Origin of the sequence: Cryobacterium sp. 10S3 (genome assembly GCF_034344045.1) — a bacterium.
In the GTDB taxonomy this organism is placed as follows: Bacteria; Actinomycetota; Actinomycetes; order Actinomycetales; family Microbacteriaceae; genus Cryobacterium; species Cryobacterium glucosi.
The window spans coordinates 1,927,953-1,940,833 of record NZ_CP133773.1 but is presented as its reverse complement, the minus strand read 5'-3'; the positions used below and the strand labels follow the sequence as shown (position 1 = coordinate 1,940,833).

The 12,881-nt window shown below is 67.8% G+C and carries 16 protein-coding genes and 1 tRNA gene; 9 read left to right on the top strand and 8 right to left on the bottom strand.

The window, feature by feature from the left end; genetic code table 11:
* Positions 1–14 precede the first annotated feature (14 nt).
* The gene (gene orn / locus RHM57_RS09030; protein ID WP_134447698.1) at positions 15–635 is read right to left on the bottom strand and encodes an oligoribonuclease; all 621 of its coding nucleotides are present in this window, start codon (positions 633–635) and stop codon (positions 15–17) included.
* A 123-nt stretch (positions 636–758) separates the two neighbouring features.
* Between orn and RHM57_RS09025 the strand changes: the two genes are divergently transcribed.
* Positions 759–834, top strand: a tRNA-Arg gene (locus RHM57_RS09025).
* A gap of 49 nt (positions 835–883) precedes the next feature.
* Here RHM57_RS09025 and RHM57_RS09020 read toward each other — a convergent pair.
* Positions 884–1,564: a VOC family protein gene (locus RHM57_RS09020; protein ID WP_134447813.1), complete on the bottom strand. Its 681-nt coding sequence runs from the start codon at positions 1,562–1,564 to the stop codon at positions 884–886.
* Between the two features lie 125 nt (positions 1,565–1,689).
* On the opposite strand from RHM57_RS09020, the gene nadE reads away from it, so the two are divergent.
* Positions 1,690–2,511, top strand: coding sequence for an ammonia-dependent NAD(+) synthetase (nadE, locus tag RHM57_RS09015; RefSeq protein ID WP_134447815.1), 822 nt, complete (start codon positions 1,690–1,692; stop codon positions 2,509–2,511).
* A gap of 125 nt (positions 2,512–2,636) precedes the next feature.
* Here nadE and RHM57_RS09010 read toward each other — a convergent pair whose 3' ends face one another.
* The 4 genes from RHM57_RS09010 to RHM57_RS08995 form a co-directional block, all read right to left on the bottom strand.
* Entirely contained in the window at positions 2,637–3,350 is a 714-nt protein-coding gene (locus tag RHM57_RS09010; RefSeq protein ID WP_134559940.1) for a hypothetical protein, read from the bottom strand.
* 92 nt (positions 3,351–3,442) lie between these two features.
* Positions 3,443–3,688 (bottom strand): hypothetical protein, encoded by a 246-nt coding sequence (locus RHM57_RS09005; RefSeq protein WP_322189763.1) that lies wholly within the window; start codon positions 3,686–3,688, stop codon positions 3,443–3,445.
* Positions 3,689–3,812: 124 nt separating this feature from the next.
* On the bottom strand, positions 3,813–4,766 hold the full coding sequence (locus tag RHM57_RS09000; protein WP_134559938.1) for a DMT family transporter: 954 nt from the start codon (positions 4,764–4,766) through the stop codon (positions 3,813–3,815).
* Entirely contained in the window at positions 4,767–5,777 is a 1,011-nt protein-coding gene (locus tag RHM57_RS08995) for an aldo/keto reductase (protein ID WP_134447823.1), read from the bottom strand.
* A 206-nt stretch (positions 5,778–5,983) separates the two neighbouring features.
* On the opposite strand from RHM57_RS08995, the gene RHM57_RS08990 reads away from it, so the two are divergent.
* From RHM57_RS08990 to RHM57_RS08975, 4 genes are all read left to right on the top strand, one after another.
* Positions 5,984–6,475, top strand: coding sequence for a single-stranded DNA-binding protein (locus tag RHM57_RS08990; RefSeq protein ID WP_322189762.1), 492 nt, complete (start codon positions 5,984–5,986; stop codon positions 6,473–6,475).
* Between the two features lie 75 nt (positions 6,476–6,550).
* Positions 6,551–7,006, top strand: a complete 456-nt coding sequence (locus tag RHM57_RS08985) for a DUF6993 domain-containing protein (protein WP_241975440.1) — start codon at positions 6,551–6,553, stop codon at positions 7,004–7,006.
* A 5-nt stretch (positions 7,007–7,011) separates the two neighbouring features.
* Entirely contained in the window at positions 7,012–8,694 is a 1,683-nt protein-coding gene (gene ettA / locus RHM57_RS08980) for an energy-dependent translational throttle protein EttA (RefSeq protein WP_134447826.1), read from the top strand.
* Between the two features lie 20 nt (positions 8,695–8,714).
* Positions 8,715–9,206 (top strand): acyl-CoA thioesterase, encoded by a 492-nt coding sequence (locus tag RHM57_RS08975; protein ID WP_134447828.1) that lies wholly within the window; start codon positions 8,715–8,717, stop codon positions 9,204–9,206.
* 11 nt (positions 9,207–9,217) lie between these two features.
* Here RHM57_RS08975 and RHM57_RS08970 read toward each other — a convergent pair whose 3' ends face one another.
* Positions 9,218–9,667 carry a ubiquinol-cytochrome c reductase iron-sulfur subunit gene (locus RHM57_RS08970; protein ID WP_134447830.1) on the bottom strand — a complete coding sequence of 150 codons (450 nt, stop codon included), beginning with the start codon at positions 9,665–9,667 and terminating at the stop codon, positions 9,218–9,220.
* Between the two features lie 217 nt (positions 9,668–9,884).
* On the opposite strand from RHM57_RS08970, the gene RHM57_RS08965 reads away from it, so the two are divergent.
* Both RHM57_RS08965 and RHM57_RS08960 read left to right on the top strand, forming a co-directional pair.
* On the top strand, positions 9,885–10,421 hold the full coding sequence (locus RHM57_RS08965) for a sigma-70 family RNA polymerase sigma factor (protein ID WP_134447832.1): 537 nt from the start codon (positions 9,885–9,887) through the stop codon (positions 10,419–10,421).
* Positions 10,418–11,194, top strand: a complete 777-nt coding sequence (locus RHM57_RS08960) for a zf-HC2 domain-containing protein (protein WP_322189761.1) — start codon at positions 10,418–10,420, stop codon at positions 11,192–11,194. Before RHM57_RS08965 ends, RHM57_RS08960 begins: the two co-directional genes overlap by 4 nt.
* A gap of 27 nt (positions 11,195–11,221) precedes the next feature.
* On the opposite strand, the gene RHM57_RS08955 is transcribed toward RHM57_RS08960, so the two are convergent.
* Positions 11,222–12,097 (bottom strand): acyl-CoA thioesterase, encoded by an 876-nt coding sequence (locus RHM57_RS08955; RefSeq protein ID WP_241975439.1) that lies wholly within the window; start codon positions 12,095–12,097, stop codon positions 11,222–11,224.
* Between the two features lie 67 nt (positions 12,098–12,164).
* On the opposite strand from RHM57_RS08955, the gene RHM57_RS08950 reads away from it, so the two are divergent.
* Positions 12,165–12,842: a hypothetical protein gene (locus RHM57_RS08950; protein WP_134447836.1), complete on the top strand. Its 678-nt coding sequence runs from the start codon at positions 12,165–12,167 to the stop codon at positions 12,840–12,842.
* Positions 12,843–12,881: the final 39 nt, after the last annotated feature.

Sequence of the window (12,881 nt, the reverse complement as noted above, 5' to 3'; positions counted from 1 at the left end):
ACTCAAGAATTCTATTACACGTTTGGAGTGAATGCTGACACGGCTTCTGCCGCGCTCGCTTTTGCCTCGTCGCTCGTGGGTCCGGGGTCGGCCACGAACACGGTCTGGCGGTAGTACGCGAGTTCGCGAATCGACTCGAGGATGTCTGCGAGTGCGCGGTGCCCGCCGTCCTTCACCGGGGCGTTGAAGTACACCCGCGGGTACCAGCGACGGGCGAGTTCCTTGATGGAGGAGACATCGACGTTACGGTAGTGCAGCTGGTTGTCGAGGCGCGGCATGTACTTCGCGAGGAACGAGCGGTCCGTTCCGATCGAGTTTCCGGCGAGCGGCGCCTTCTGCTCCGCGGGAATGAACCTGAGCACGTACTCGAGGACCTCGAATTCGGCTTCCGCGGCGCTGACCCCGTTCGGGATCTCCTCGATGAGGCCGGAGGTCGTGTGCATGTTGCGCACGAAGTCGTTCATATTCGCGAGCGCGGAGGCGTTCGGCTTGATGATGATGTCGAGGCCCGGGTCGATCACGTTGAGGTCGTAGTCGGTGATGACCACGGCAATCTCCACCAATTCATCGTTTTCCAGGTCTAACCCGGTCATCTCGCAATCAATCCAGACCAACCGGTCACTGCTTTTTGTCATGGTCCGAGTCTAGCGGCGGGGTCCGACGCGGTCCCCGGCCCGCCAGCGAGCCCGGGCCGGGCCTGGCCGGCGGATGGCCGGGGCGGCGGGGTCTGGGTCTGCGGTATCGTTGAAGCGCTCCGCGCCCCCGTAGCTCAGTGGATAGAGCAGCGGCCTTCTAATCCGCTTGTCGTTGGTTCGATTCCAACCGGGGGCACCACACCACACCACGCACGGCATTTCCGCGCAGCGGATGCCACGACACCCATTCATCGGATCCGGAGCAGGCTTCCGGCGCCCAGCGGGTACTCTCCCGGCCGGGGTCCCGTGGCCTCGACCAGGATCGGCCCGCTTGACGCCCCGCGGTCCGTGGTGGGAAACCAGGGACGGCCGGGTGAGACGAGGATCAGCAGGCCGTCGGTGTCTCCGACCGGTGCGAAGCTGCGGCCGGGCTCACCGGCGTACGGCCGGACATCCGCTTCGGTCTTCAGGAATTCGGCCGTCGCAAGCACGTCGTCCGTCGCGACGCCGACCTCGCTGATGCAGAGCAGGTCGGCGCTCGTGAATGCGCCGCGGGTGTTGTTGTCGAGGTCGCGACGGACGATGAACTCGAGGACCGAGCGGTCCGGCCCAGTGAAGTAGAGCGAGCGGGCGTTCCAGGCTGCGAACTCGAACTCGTCGGCATCGGGAGTGCCGATCAGGGCGGATCGGGGCTCGAGCCACTGCCGGGCTGCTGCGAACGTGTTCGAGGGGATCGTGACGGCCAGGTGGTGCCGGCCGACGGCGTCCTGGTCCTCAGAGAGTTCGAGCAGGGTCGTCCCGATGCGCACCTCAATCGTGGTCGGTTCCCTGGCGACCGTCCTGTCGACCGTGAGGAGGAGGACGTTCTCGAAGAATTCCGCTGCTTCGCTCGTGTCCCGAATGCGCGCGGACACCTTCGTGATCTGCATGGCTCCAGTCAAGACCTCCGCGTGGATGAAACAAAGCCCGCCGGACACACCCCGCTGAACAAACGCCGCTGAACAAAGCACCTCTCGCCGGGCGGCCGGGCCGGCCGTTTTGATAGATTCGATGCATGGGAGAACTTCAGGCGCGCATCATCGCCGAACTGCATGTGTCACCGACAATTGATCCGGCTACCGAGATTCGACGACGGGTGGACTTTCTCAAGGAGTACCTGGTGGGCTCGGGTGCGAAGGGGCTGATCCTCGGCGTCAGCGGTGGACAGGACTCCTCCCTCGCCGGGCGACTGGCCCAGATCGCAATCGAGGAGCTCGACGACGCCGGACAGGAATTTGAGTTCGTCGCCGTACGGTTGCCGTATGCCGTGCAGCACGATGACGCCGATGGCGAACTCGCGCTCGACTTCATCCAGCCGCACACCGCGCTCACCTTCAACGTGCAGCGCGCGGTCGACGGCATCGCGGCCGAATACGAGGACAGCACCGGCGAGACGCTGCCCGACTTCGACAAGGGCAACACCAAGGCCAGGGAGCGGATGGTCGCCCAGTACGCCATCGCCGGGGCGCGCGGACTCCTCGTGATCGGCACCGATCACGCCGCAGAGGCCGTCACGGGCTTCTTCACCAAGTACGGGGACGGCGGCGCGGACGTGCTGCCGCTCACCGGCCTGACCAAGCGCCAGGGCAGGGCGCTCCTCATCGAACTCGGGGCGCCGAAGCACCTCTACCTCAAGGCGCCGACGGCCGACCTGCTCGACGGCAATCCTGGCCAGACCGATGAGGACAACCTCGGCCTGCGCTACGAGCAGATCGACGACTACCTCGAGGGCCTCCCCGTCGACGAGGAGGTCGCTGCGGCGATCGAGGCACGGTTCCTGAACACGGAGCACAAGCGCCAGGTTCCGGCATCCCTCTTCGACCAGTGGTGGCGCTGAGCCCCGTGGCACCTGCAGTACGTCCCGCCGGACGCCGTTAAGCACGAATCGCCCGGAGCATCGAATGCTCCGGGCGATCTGCGGTACTGCCTGACCTGAGCTACTGCCTGACTACGGCTGCCTGACTACGGGTGGTTGATCGGTGCCGGACGCACCTCGAGGGCCTGGACATCGTCGAGGAGGCGCTGGGTCTCCGTCGACGGCGTGGACTGGCTCGCCGCGTGCACACTCGGCGTGGGCGGTGCGGGGACGGGCGCTGCCGGAAGGGCCTCGTTGAACTGGTCGTGGTGCTGCTGGGCTGCCCACGCATCCTGCTGGGCGAGAAGGCTGGATTCCGAGGTGGAGTTCTGCGTCTTCCACCGGTCGAGGTCGCTCTGGAACACCTTGCGGGTACGGCGGGGCTTGTCCTGCCACTCGATCAGTCGATCGCGGAATTCCAGCAGGGCGGGCTCGAGCTGGTAGCCGAATGTCGCCGAGGTGCGCTTGAGCTCGTTGAGCTGGTGCGAGGCCCAGTTGGCCGCGACGCCGGCGCCGGGAATCGGAAGCAGGCGAACCTGGATGTCGGCCTGGCCGACGGCACGGTCCGCCATGACCTGTTCCTGCGGGGTGAGCGAATTCCAGACGGATGCCTCGGTTGCGGCATCGATGAGGGCGCCGATGGCCGCAGCCTTGAGTTCCCTGTCGTGCTGGACGAGGAGCTGCTTGATGGCGCCGCGCCCGATCAGGGCCGTGAGAACGCCGGCGATCAGGATCGCGACAATGAACACTACGGCTGTGTTCACCACGGTCTGGTTGCTGGCTGCCGTGAGCCAGGATACGAAACTATTCCACCACGTCATGTGCGGCACTTTATCCTGAGCGCGGCGGGTTGGACGGCTTTGCCGACGGCGTGCCTCAATGTGGTCGGATATCTCACCGTGGCCACGGCGGGCTAGCGGAAGCAATCCGCGGCATCCGCCAGCTGCCAGAAGGTGCCCAGATCGAGGGTGCGGGTGGCCGGGAGCAGCCGCCGGGCCGCGAAGGACTCTCCGCGGTCGTCGAGCTTGCGTTCGATGTGGCCGAGGACGGCGCCCGAACGGCCGGTGACCCGCCAGAGACCGTCTTTCACCGGGACGAGGGCGAGGCCGCGAACGGACGCGACCTCGGGGAGAGCGGCTCGAAGCGGGGTGTCGGTCATGGGGTCCTCCGGTGCCGGGTGGCGGGGTCTCGGGTAGCTGGTGCTGTGCTCAGCACGCTACGGGGGACCCCCGACATTCGACCGGCTGCCCGGTCGGCACCGGTAAACGAGGATGTCAGGAGCGCTAAGGCAGCTGGATGGCGCCGGTGACTCCGGGACCGGCCAGGTCCAGGTCAACGGGCCGGTTGGCCCGTGCCGTCTGCGCCACCACGATTCCAGCGAGGACGAGCAGTGCGCCGAACGCCTGGACGCCGTCGAGTGTTTCCCCGAGCCAGAGGAATGCGAACGCGAACGCGAAGATGACCTCAGACGCGGACACGATGCCCGCAGCCGTCGCGGTCAGGCGGGCGAGGGCCATATACGAGAGCAGGTACGGGGCGAAGGAGCCGAGCACCCCGTTCCAGAGCAGGAGTGTCCAGAGCGGAGCTGCCACGGTCGCGAGGTTGCCGTGCAGGTGCACGGTTTCCGTGAGGAGTGCGGGGTCGATCTGCCACCATCCGCTGAACAGCAGCCAGAACGCGCTCGCGAACAGCATCGACCAGAACGCGACGGCGAGGGGCGAGGAGGTCGCGACCTGGCGCTCACCGACGAGGAAGTAGATCGCGAGGCAGATCGCCGCCGCGACGCCGGCGATGACCCCGAGCGTCGACAGCGGGCTCGCCCAGATCTGCGCGACGATGGCCATGCCCACGAGGACGCCCCCGATCGCCCACCAGATTCGTGGCTTGACGCGCTCCTTGAACGCGAAACGCGCCACGAGGGCGATCAGGAGCACCCCGGAGTACTCGAGCATGAGCGCTATCCCGACGGGGAGCAGACTGATCGCGACGGCGTAGAACCACTGGATGAGTGCGACCCCGGCGACGCCGAGCAGCGCCATGACGGCGAGCTGGCTCCTGTCGATGCGGAATGCCCGCCGGTTCGTCACGAGCAGGACGGCGCCCGCGAGCGCCATGATCACCGTGACCCTGACGAAGGTCAGCTGCGCGGGGGACAGCCCCGCCTCAACGATGACCTTCGTCGTCGAGCCGTTGAGCCCGAAGAGCAGGGACGCGAGGAGCGCGTACAGATACCCCAATCAGGAGTCCCGGCCGGTGCCGTGCACCGCGAACGGTTCGATGCCGGTGATCTCGGCCTCGCTGAGAGCCGGCGCGTCGAGGGCGGCGACGGTCTGTTCGAGCTGGTGAACGCTGCTTGCCCCGACGAGCACGCTCGTCACCTGCGGCTGACGCAGGATCCACGTCACCGCCAGCTGGGCCAGGGTCTGGCCCCGGCCGAGCGCGATCTCGTTGAGGGCCCTTGCCCGCTCGAAATAGGTGTCCGTCAGGGCGTTCTCCGAAAGGAAACGGCTCGTCGCCGCGCGAGAGCCCTCCGGGACACTCCCGCCGAGGTAGCGGTCGGTGAGGAGACCCTGGGCGAGGGGGGAGAAGACGATGCTGCCGATGCCGAGCTCGTCGAGCACGGGGAAGAGGCCGTCCTCGATGTGCCGGTCGAACATGGAATACCGCGGCTGGTGGATGAGGAGCGGGATCCTGTGCTCGGCGAGTGCGGCGGCAGCGGCCCTGGTCTCCTCAGGGGAGTAGTTGGACACGCCGACGTAGAGCGCCTTGCCCTGCTGGACGGCGGTCGCGAGGGCGCCCATCGTCTCCTCGATCGGGGTCTCCGGGTCTGGACGGTGCGAGTAGAAGATGTCCACGTAGTCGAGGCCGAGGCGCCCGAGGCTCTGGTCGAGGGACGACAGCAGGTACTTGCGCGAACCGAAGTCGCCGTATGGGCCCGCCCACATGTCGTACCCGGCTTTGCTCGACACGATGATCTCGTCGCGGTACGGCCTGAAGTCCTCCGCGAAGACCCGGCCGAAGTTGGTTTCGGCAGCTCCATACGGCGGGCCGTAGTTGTTGGCGAGGTCGAAGTGGGTGACGCCGAGGTCGAAGGCCCTGCGGAGGATGGCCCGCTGGGTGTCGATGGGGCGTTCGTTTCCGAAGTTGTGCCAGAGGCCGAGCGACAGGGAAGGGAGCTTGAGGCCGCTCCGTCCGGTCCGGCGATAGGTCATGTCCGAATAGCGGTTCTCAGCGGCGACAAAGCTCATGGAATCACTCTAGGGCCGGAGGGGAGGGTCCCCTCCTCAACAGGCATCCGTTCCGTGGCGTCTTCCCCGCACAGGGATGCCGCGGACCGTCCTCCCGCACGCGGCCGCACACTCGGAGGTGACCCGGGGGCGTCGGAGACAGGCACGAGCGTCGCCCCCGGGCCGACGCCGGGCGAGCGTCCGGCGACGACCAGGACGGGAGACCCATGAGCAACAGCATTACCGTGACCGGAATCGTGGCGACGACGCCGCGCCACCTCGTGACGAGCGCAGGCCTCGCGATCACCTCCTTCAGGCTGGCCTCCGGGCAGCGCCGGTACGACCGGACCCTGCACAGCTGGGTCGACGCCGACACGAACTGGTACACCGTGACCGCATTCCGTCACCTTGCGCACAACGTCGTGCGTTTGGTGCGGAAGGGCGAGCATGTCTTCGTCGCCGGGCAGCTTCGGGTGCGGGCGTGGCAGAACGCCGAACGATCCGGCACCTCCGTCGAGGTCGAGGCCGAGGCGGTCGGCCACGACCTGTCCTGGTGCACGACGAACTACCTGCGCCCGGTCACGGACGCGGCCGCGGTCCGGGGGCTCCCGACTGCGCCGGATCCGGCCGGCGCGTCGGGCGCTTCCTCCGGCGAGACAGTCCCGCCCGCCGGTGTCACGACCGTCGTCACTGGCGAGTCGGCCGTGCGGTCGGTTTAGACTCGATGGCACTGGCCGCACCGCGGCCTCGGGAGGACACACGTGCCGGCAGTACACAGGACGACAATCCGGCCCGTGGTCGCCGTCGTCATCGCCGGCCTTGTTGTCGCAGCCCTGGCCGGCTGCTCCGCAAGCACCGCTGAACCCACGCCCGTCGCGGCCACACCGACAAGCGTTCCGGTTGCCACCGCCACGGCGGCGCCGGCACCGGCCGTGCGGCCCGAACTCGGCGCCCAGGCGAACCTCGCATACTTCAACCAGGTCGCTGCGGCCGTTGATCCCGCGACGGGCGGTCGCGGCTTCGTGGACGCTCTCGTCGCCGCCGGATTCGACAAGGCGATGATGGAGGTCGGGTTCGACAAGACGAGCGTCAATCTCGACGCCGACTCCGTGCAATTCTCGGTCCGCTTCCCCGACGGCTGCCTGATCGGACAGAACGGGTCGAAGTCCGGCGGGTACCACAGCATGGTCACGTCCGCGATCTCGACCGGCCGGTGTCTGATCGGGGCCACGCGGCAAATAGACTGGTAAGCACTATGGCCGAATTTATTTATACGATGGTCCGCGCACGCAAGGCGGTAGGCGACAAGCTCATCCTCGACGACGTCACGATGTCGTTCTTCCCCGGCGCCAAAATTGGCATCGTCGGGCCGAACGGCGCCGGAAAGTCCACGATCCTCAAGATCATGGCCGGGCTCGACACCCCGAGCAACGGCGAGGCGAAACTCTCGCCCGGCTACAGCGTCGGCATCCTGATGCAGGAGCCGGAACTCGACGAGACCAAGACGGTCCTCGAGAACGTGCAGGAAGGCGTCGGCCCGATCAAGGCCAAGGTCGACCGGTTCAACGAGATCAGCGCCGCCCTCGGCGAACCCGACGCGGACTTCGACACCCTCCTCGCCGAAATGGGCACACTCCAGGAAGCCATCGACGCCGCCGACGCCTGGGACCTCGACTCCCAGCTCGAACAGGCGATGGATGCCCTCCGCACGCCGCCGGGAGACTCTGCCGTCGCCGACCTCTCCGGTGGTGAGAAGCGCCGCGTTGCGCTGACGAAGCTCCTGCTCCAGAAGCCGGACCTGCTCCTCCTCGACGAGCCCACCAACCACCTCGACGCCGAAAGCGTGCTCTGGCTCGAGCAGCACCTCGCCCAGTACGCCGGCGCCGTGCTCGCCGTCACCCACGACCGGTACTTCCTCGACCACGTCGCCGAATGGATCGCCGAAGTCGACCGTGGCCACCTCTACCCCTACGAGGGCAACTACTCGACCTACCTTGAGAAGAAGCAGGAACGGCTCATGATCGCGGGCAAGAAGGACGCGAAGATGGCCAAGCGTCTCGCCGATGAACTCGAGTGGGTCCGCTCGAACGCCAAGGGACGCCAGGCCAAGTCCAAGGCACGTCTCGCCCGCTACGAGGAGATGGCCGCCGCGGCCGAGAGCACCCGCAAGCTCGACTTCGAAGAGATCCAGATCCCGGTCGGCCCGCGTCTCGGTGCCCAGGTCATCGACGCGAAGAAGCTGCACAAGGGCTTCGGCGACCGCGTGCTCATCGACGGGCTCAGCTTCACCCTCCCGCGGAACGGCATCGTCGGCATCATCGGGCCGAACGGCGTGGGAAAGACGACCCTGTTCAAGACGATCGTCGGCAAGGAGCCGCTCGACGGCGGCGAGCTGAAGATCGGCGAGACCGTCGACATCTCCTACGTCGACCAGGACCGCACCGGAATCGACCCGAACAAGTCCCTCTGGGAGGTCGTCTCCGACGGCCAGGACTACATCCAGGTCGGCAAGACCGAGATCCCGTCCCGCGCCTACGTGTCGACCTTCGGATTCAAGGGACCCGACCAGCAGAAGAAGGCCGGCGTGCTCTCCGGTGGAGAGCGCAACCGCCTCAACCTCGCGCTCACACTCAAGCAGGGCGGAAACCTGCTGCTCCTGGATGAGCCGACTAACGACCTCGACGTCGAAACCCTCGGCTCCCTCGAGAACGCGCTCCTCGAGTTTCCCGGTTGCGCCGTGGTCATCACTCACGACCGGTGGTTCCTCGACCGGATCGCGACCCACATCCTCTCCTACGAGGGCACGGATGAGAACCCGGCGAGCTGGTACTGGTTCGAGGGAAACTTCGAGTCCTACGAGCAGAACAAGATCGAGAGGCTCGGCCCCGACGCCGCGAAGCCGCACCGGTCCGCGTACCGCAAGCTCACGCGCGACTAGGCCGGGAACGGGCCAGCGAGATGAAGCTGCACGTGCCGATCAGCCTGCGCTGGTCAGACCTCGATGCATACGGCCACGTCAACAACGCCTCGATGCTGCGCCTCCTCGAGGAGGCGCGCATCCAGGCGTTCTGGCTCGACGACGAGGTTGAGCCTGGCTCGGGGGCCGGGACCGCCGTTCTCGACGGCCGGCCGGGCGCGGCAACGCTGACCGTGATCGCGCGCCTCGAAGCCGAGTACCTGTTGTCGATCCCGTACCTGCGGCAGCCGGTGGACATCCGTCTCTGGCTCGGCAAGGTCGGCGGGGCGAGCCTCGAGGTGTGTTACGAGGTCTGGGGGCCGGTGGAGGCCGAGTCGGCGGTGCTGTACGCGCAGGCCAGCACCACGATCGTGCTCATCGATGCGGCGACCCAGCGCCCGCGCAAGATCACCGACGAGGAGCGTGCGGCGTGGCTGCCCTACCTCGAAGACCCGGTGCGATTCACCCGCAGGGCTGCCCTTCCGGAAGACTGAACTCCATCCGTTCAGCTTGCGGTGACGGAGTCTCCCGAAACCGAGACGGTGATGCCGATCAGTGGCTTCGGGGCGGGGCCCGCGAGAACGGCGCCCGTTGCCGTGTCGAACTTCGAACCGTGGCACGGGCAGTCGAAGGACGTGTCGACGAGTTTCACGATGCAGCCCTGGTGCGTGCACACGGCGCTGAAGGCCACGACCTTGCCTGCGGTTGGCTGGCTGACGAAGATGGCCTTGCCATTCAGGGCGGTCTCGATCGAGCCGCCGACCGGGATGTCGGAGAGCTTGGCGACCACGGTCCCGCCCGCAGACGATGTTGCGGCCCCGGTCGAACCTCCGGCCGATCCGGCGCCGGTGCCGCCCGTCGTGGTCGGGGCGCAGGCGGCCAGGGTCACGGCGGCGGTGCCTGCGGTGCCGATCAGCAGTGCGGTGCGGCGGGAGACCGCGGTGTCGTTCGTCATGATTCTCCTCGTGATGGTGGTCGTGGCGGTCGGTGACGGCGAATGGGCTGCTCCCCGTTCGCAAGCTGGCGCTACTCGTTAGGGTGCTACTAGTTACTACGAAACTGCCCGGTCATCGGTTCAAAGCCCATCACGGAAAATCGACGGACTTCGACAAAACCCGGCGGAAACTGAACGAACGGCGCAGCGAGCCCGTGTTAACGATAGGAGGTGCGCCGTGGCGGAGAAACCCGGACGCGGGGAGCGGCCCGTCGACGCGCGTGCCGACCTGCTGCGCGCCCTGCATGATGCGCACGCCGTGGCGCTCCGTCGGTACGTGACCCGGCTGACCGGGGATTCCGCCCTGGCCGATGACGTCGTGCAGGAGACCCTGTTGCGCGCCTGGCGACTGCCCCGGGTGCTCGACGATGCTGACTCGGCACGCGCCTGGCTCTTCACCGTCGCCCGCCACCTCGTCATCGACGAATGGCGTTCCGCCAGGAACCGCCACGAAATCAGCACAGACGAACTCCCCGAGCGTCTGACGAACGACGCGACGGCAGCGCTCCTCGACGCGTGGCTCGTGGCGGATGCCCTCGACGGCCTCTCCGCAGACCACCGGGCCGTGGTCGTCTTCGCCTACTACCGCGGACAGTCGGTCGCCGAGACCGCACGCTCCCTCGACATCCCGGAGGGCACTGTGAAGTCGCGCCTGCACTACGCCCTGCGTGCCATGCGCCTGAGTCTCACCGAGAAGGGAGTGACCGAGCGATGACCACGACAGGATCCGGTGCATCAGACACCGGGCGCGTACCCCGGTCAGGGCGTGACCCGTACGCCGAGTGGGACGCCGCCTACGTGCTCGGCGCGCTCGCGACCGAAGAACGCCACGACTACGAACGCCACCTGCGCACGTGCGCGGACTGCACCCGTCGGGTTGCCGAGATCGCCGGGATCCCCGGTCTTCTCGGCCTCGTGCCGACCGCCGAGGTGTTGGAGACCGCGGCGTCACCGGGCGTCCTCCCTCGCAGCGACGGCCTGCCGCGGCTGCTCGATGCTGCGCGGCGGCGCAGGCGGCGCGGGCGGATACTGCAGGCCGGGGTCCTGCTCGCCGTGGCGGCCGTCGCTGCGACGGTCGCGATCGTGCTGCCGGCCCGGCTCGCCCCGGCGTCGATCGCGGAACCTCCCGGGGAGCTCGTCACACTGCACCAGGTGGTCCCGAACCCGCTGAGCGCGGATGTCCGCCTGGCGGCTCAGCCCGGCGGCACCCGCATAGACGGCTCGTGCAGCTATGGCCTGCCCGAATCCGGCACCGAATCCGGCACCGGCACCGGCGCCGCGGCCGAGCGGGCGTACGCGATGTTCGTCACGGACCGGAACGGGGAGGCGACGCAGGTCGCGAGCTGGCTCGCGGGTCCCGGCATGACGGTCCCCGTCGCGGGAACCACGAAACTGGACACCGACGAGATCGCGTCCGTCGACATCCGTTTGCAGCCCAACGGCATCGTGCTGCTCGCGGCCGAGCCCGGGGTGGAGCAGGCGCAGTAGTCCCGCGCAGTGATCCCGGGCCGGCTGCTATTCCTTGTTCGCGGGAACCCGGACCATGCCCTCCTGGGCAACGGTCGCGAGCAGGAGACCCTCACGGCTGTAGATGCTGCCGGTGGAGAGTCCTCGGCCGCCCTGGGCGGTGGGGGAGTCCTGGACGTAGAGCATCCACTCGTCGACGCGCCCGAAGCGGTGGAACCACATCGCGTGGTCGAGGCTCGCGACCTTGAGCCCCGGCGTCGACCACGCGATGCCGTGGCGGCGCATGACCGGCTCCATGATCGAGTAATCGCTCGCGTATGCGAGGGCGGCACGGTGCAGGTCGGGGTCGTCGGGAAGCGCGCCGAGGGTCTTCATCCACACGGCCTGGTGACTGGTGTGCTCGCCCTTGACCTGAAGGTAGATCGGCGAAGGCACGTGCCGCATGTCGAACGGGCGCTCGCTCGCCCAGTAGCGGGCGATGGTGTGGTCGACCTGGGCGAGGGACTCCGCTGCGGTCGGCAGCGACTCGGGGTCCGGCAACCCGGCCGGCATGTCGATGTGGTGTTCGAGGCCCTCGTCATCGTCCTGGAACGACGCGATCATCGAGAGGATCGGGTGGCCGTTCTGGTACGCCTGGGTGCGCCGGGTGGAGAAGGAACGGCCGTCGTGGATCCGGTCGACGGAGAACGTGATCGGCTGGCTGACGTCCCCCGGACGGAGGAAGTAGCCGTGCATCGAGTGCGGGTGGCGGTCGTCAGGCACCGTGCGCATCGCCGCGACGAGGGACTGGGCGAGAACCTGCCCGCCGAACACGCGGCCGAGGGGCATCCACTGCGACGGGCCGGTGAAGATGTCCTCGCTCGTGCGCGCCCCTGTGTCGGTCAGGTCGAGGGCGTTCAAGAGACCTTCCATCGGCATGTCCATGCGTCCTCCTCGGCAGTGTGTGCGAAGTCGGTATGAGCCTCGCCGTACCTTGGTAGTTTAGGAGCAGATGAGCCAGTCATTTATTCTCACGGATTCCTTTGCCCTCAGCGATCTGCAGGTCTACCTGTCGCGCGCCAGCCGTATCGAGGACGGTTCGGTGCGCCTGATTTCGGCCGCCGGCGCGCTCGCGGTGTACTCCGCGATCCTCTACCCGCGCGGCCTCCTCGACGGGAGCCCGACCGTGCTCGGCCTGCGCACCTTCGGCCTCGACGAACCCGTCGAACTCGACGCCGTCGTGCCGGTGCGTTCCCTGCTCGATCGGGTCGCCCGCCTCGCCGCCGCGGGAAGCGACCCGGAGGCGCCGGTCGCGGTGACCGTGCCGCTCGAGGTCACTACCGTGACCTGGGCCGGTATCTCCCCGCCCCGGGGTGGCTGGAAACTCCTCGGCGAGACGGATGCCGCGCTCCTGACGGGCGCTGCGGCCGCCGGTATCGACGAGGTCGCCTCCACCGTGCCGCGGGACTCGGGCGCGCAGGTCGTGCAGCGGGTCCGTGCAGAGGTCTGGGGTCGCCCGATCGCGGGACTCGAGATCGTTCCGGCCGGGGCGGCGTTCGCGGCGGTGAGTCTCGGCTTCCTGCCCAAGGACGAACCGGTGCGGCTCTTCGAGACCGGGCCCTGGACCCGGCTCAGCACGAGCCGCGGCCACATCCTCGTGCGTCGCAAGCCCTGGTCGTTGCGCGCCTGACCCGTGCCCGGGAATTCCGGTTGTCCCTCCCGGATCGCG

Bases quoted from the DNA above. Each gene is read 5' to 3' on its own strand.
- orn (WP_134447698.1), bottom strand. From the start codon at position 635: ATGACAAAAAGCAGTGACCGGTTGGTCTGGATTGATTGCGAGATGACC.
- nadE (WP_134447815.1), top strand. From the start codon at position 1,690: ATGGGAGAACTTCAGGCGCGCATCATCGCCGAACTGCATGTGTCACCG.
- RHM57_RS08990 (WP_322189762.1), top strand. From the start codon at position 5,984: ATGAGCAACAGCATTACCGTGACCGGAATCGTGGCGACGACGCCGCGC.
- RHM57_RS09010 (WP_134559940.1), bottom strand. From the start codon at position 3,350: ATGACGTGGTGGAATAGTTTCGTATCCTGGCTCACGGCAGCCAGCAAC.
- RHM57_RS08960 (WP_322189761.1), top strand. From the start codon at position 10,418: ATGACCACGACAGGATCCGGTGCATCAGACACCGGGCGCGTACCCCGG.
- RHM57_RS08970 (WP_134447830.1), bottom strand. From the start codon at position 9,667: ATGACGAACGACACCGCGGTCTCCCGCCGCACCGCACTGCTGATCGGC.
- RHM57_RS09020 (WP_134447813.1), bottom strand. From the start codon at position 1,564: ATGCAGATCACGAAGGTGTCCGCGCGCATTCGGGACACGAGCGAAGCA.
- RHM57_RS09005 (WP_322189763.1), bottom strand. From the start codon at position 3,688: ATGACCGACACCCCGCTTCGAGCCGCTCTCCCCGAGGTCGCGTCCGTT.
- ettA (WP_134447826.1), top strand. From the start codon at position 7,012: ATGGCCGAATTTATTTATACGATGGTCCGCGCACGCAAGGCGGTAGGC.
- RHM57_RS08955 (WP_241975439.1), bottom strand. From the start codon at position 12,097: ATGGACATGCCGATGGAAGGTCTCTTGAACGCCCTCGACCTGACCGAC.
- RHM57_RS08995 (WP_134447823.1), bottom strand. From the start codon at position 5,777: ATGAGCTTTGTCGCCGCTGAGAACCGCTATTCGGACATGACCTATCGC.
- RHM57_RS08950 (WP_134447836.1), top strand. From the start codon at position 12,165: ATGAGCCAGTCATTTATTCTCACGGATTCCTTTGCCCTCAGCGATCTG.
- RHM57_RS08975 (WP_134447828.1), top strand. From the start codon at position 8,715: ATGAAGCTGCACGTGCCGATCAGCCTGCGCTGGTCAGACCTCGATGCA.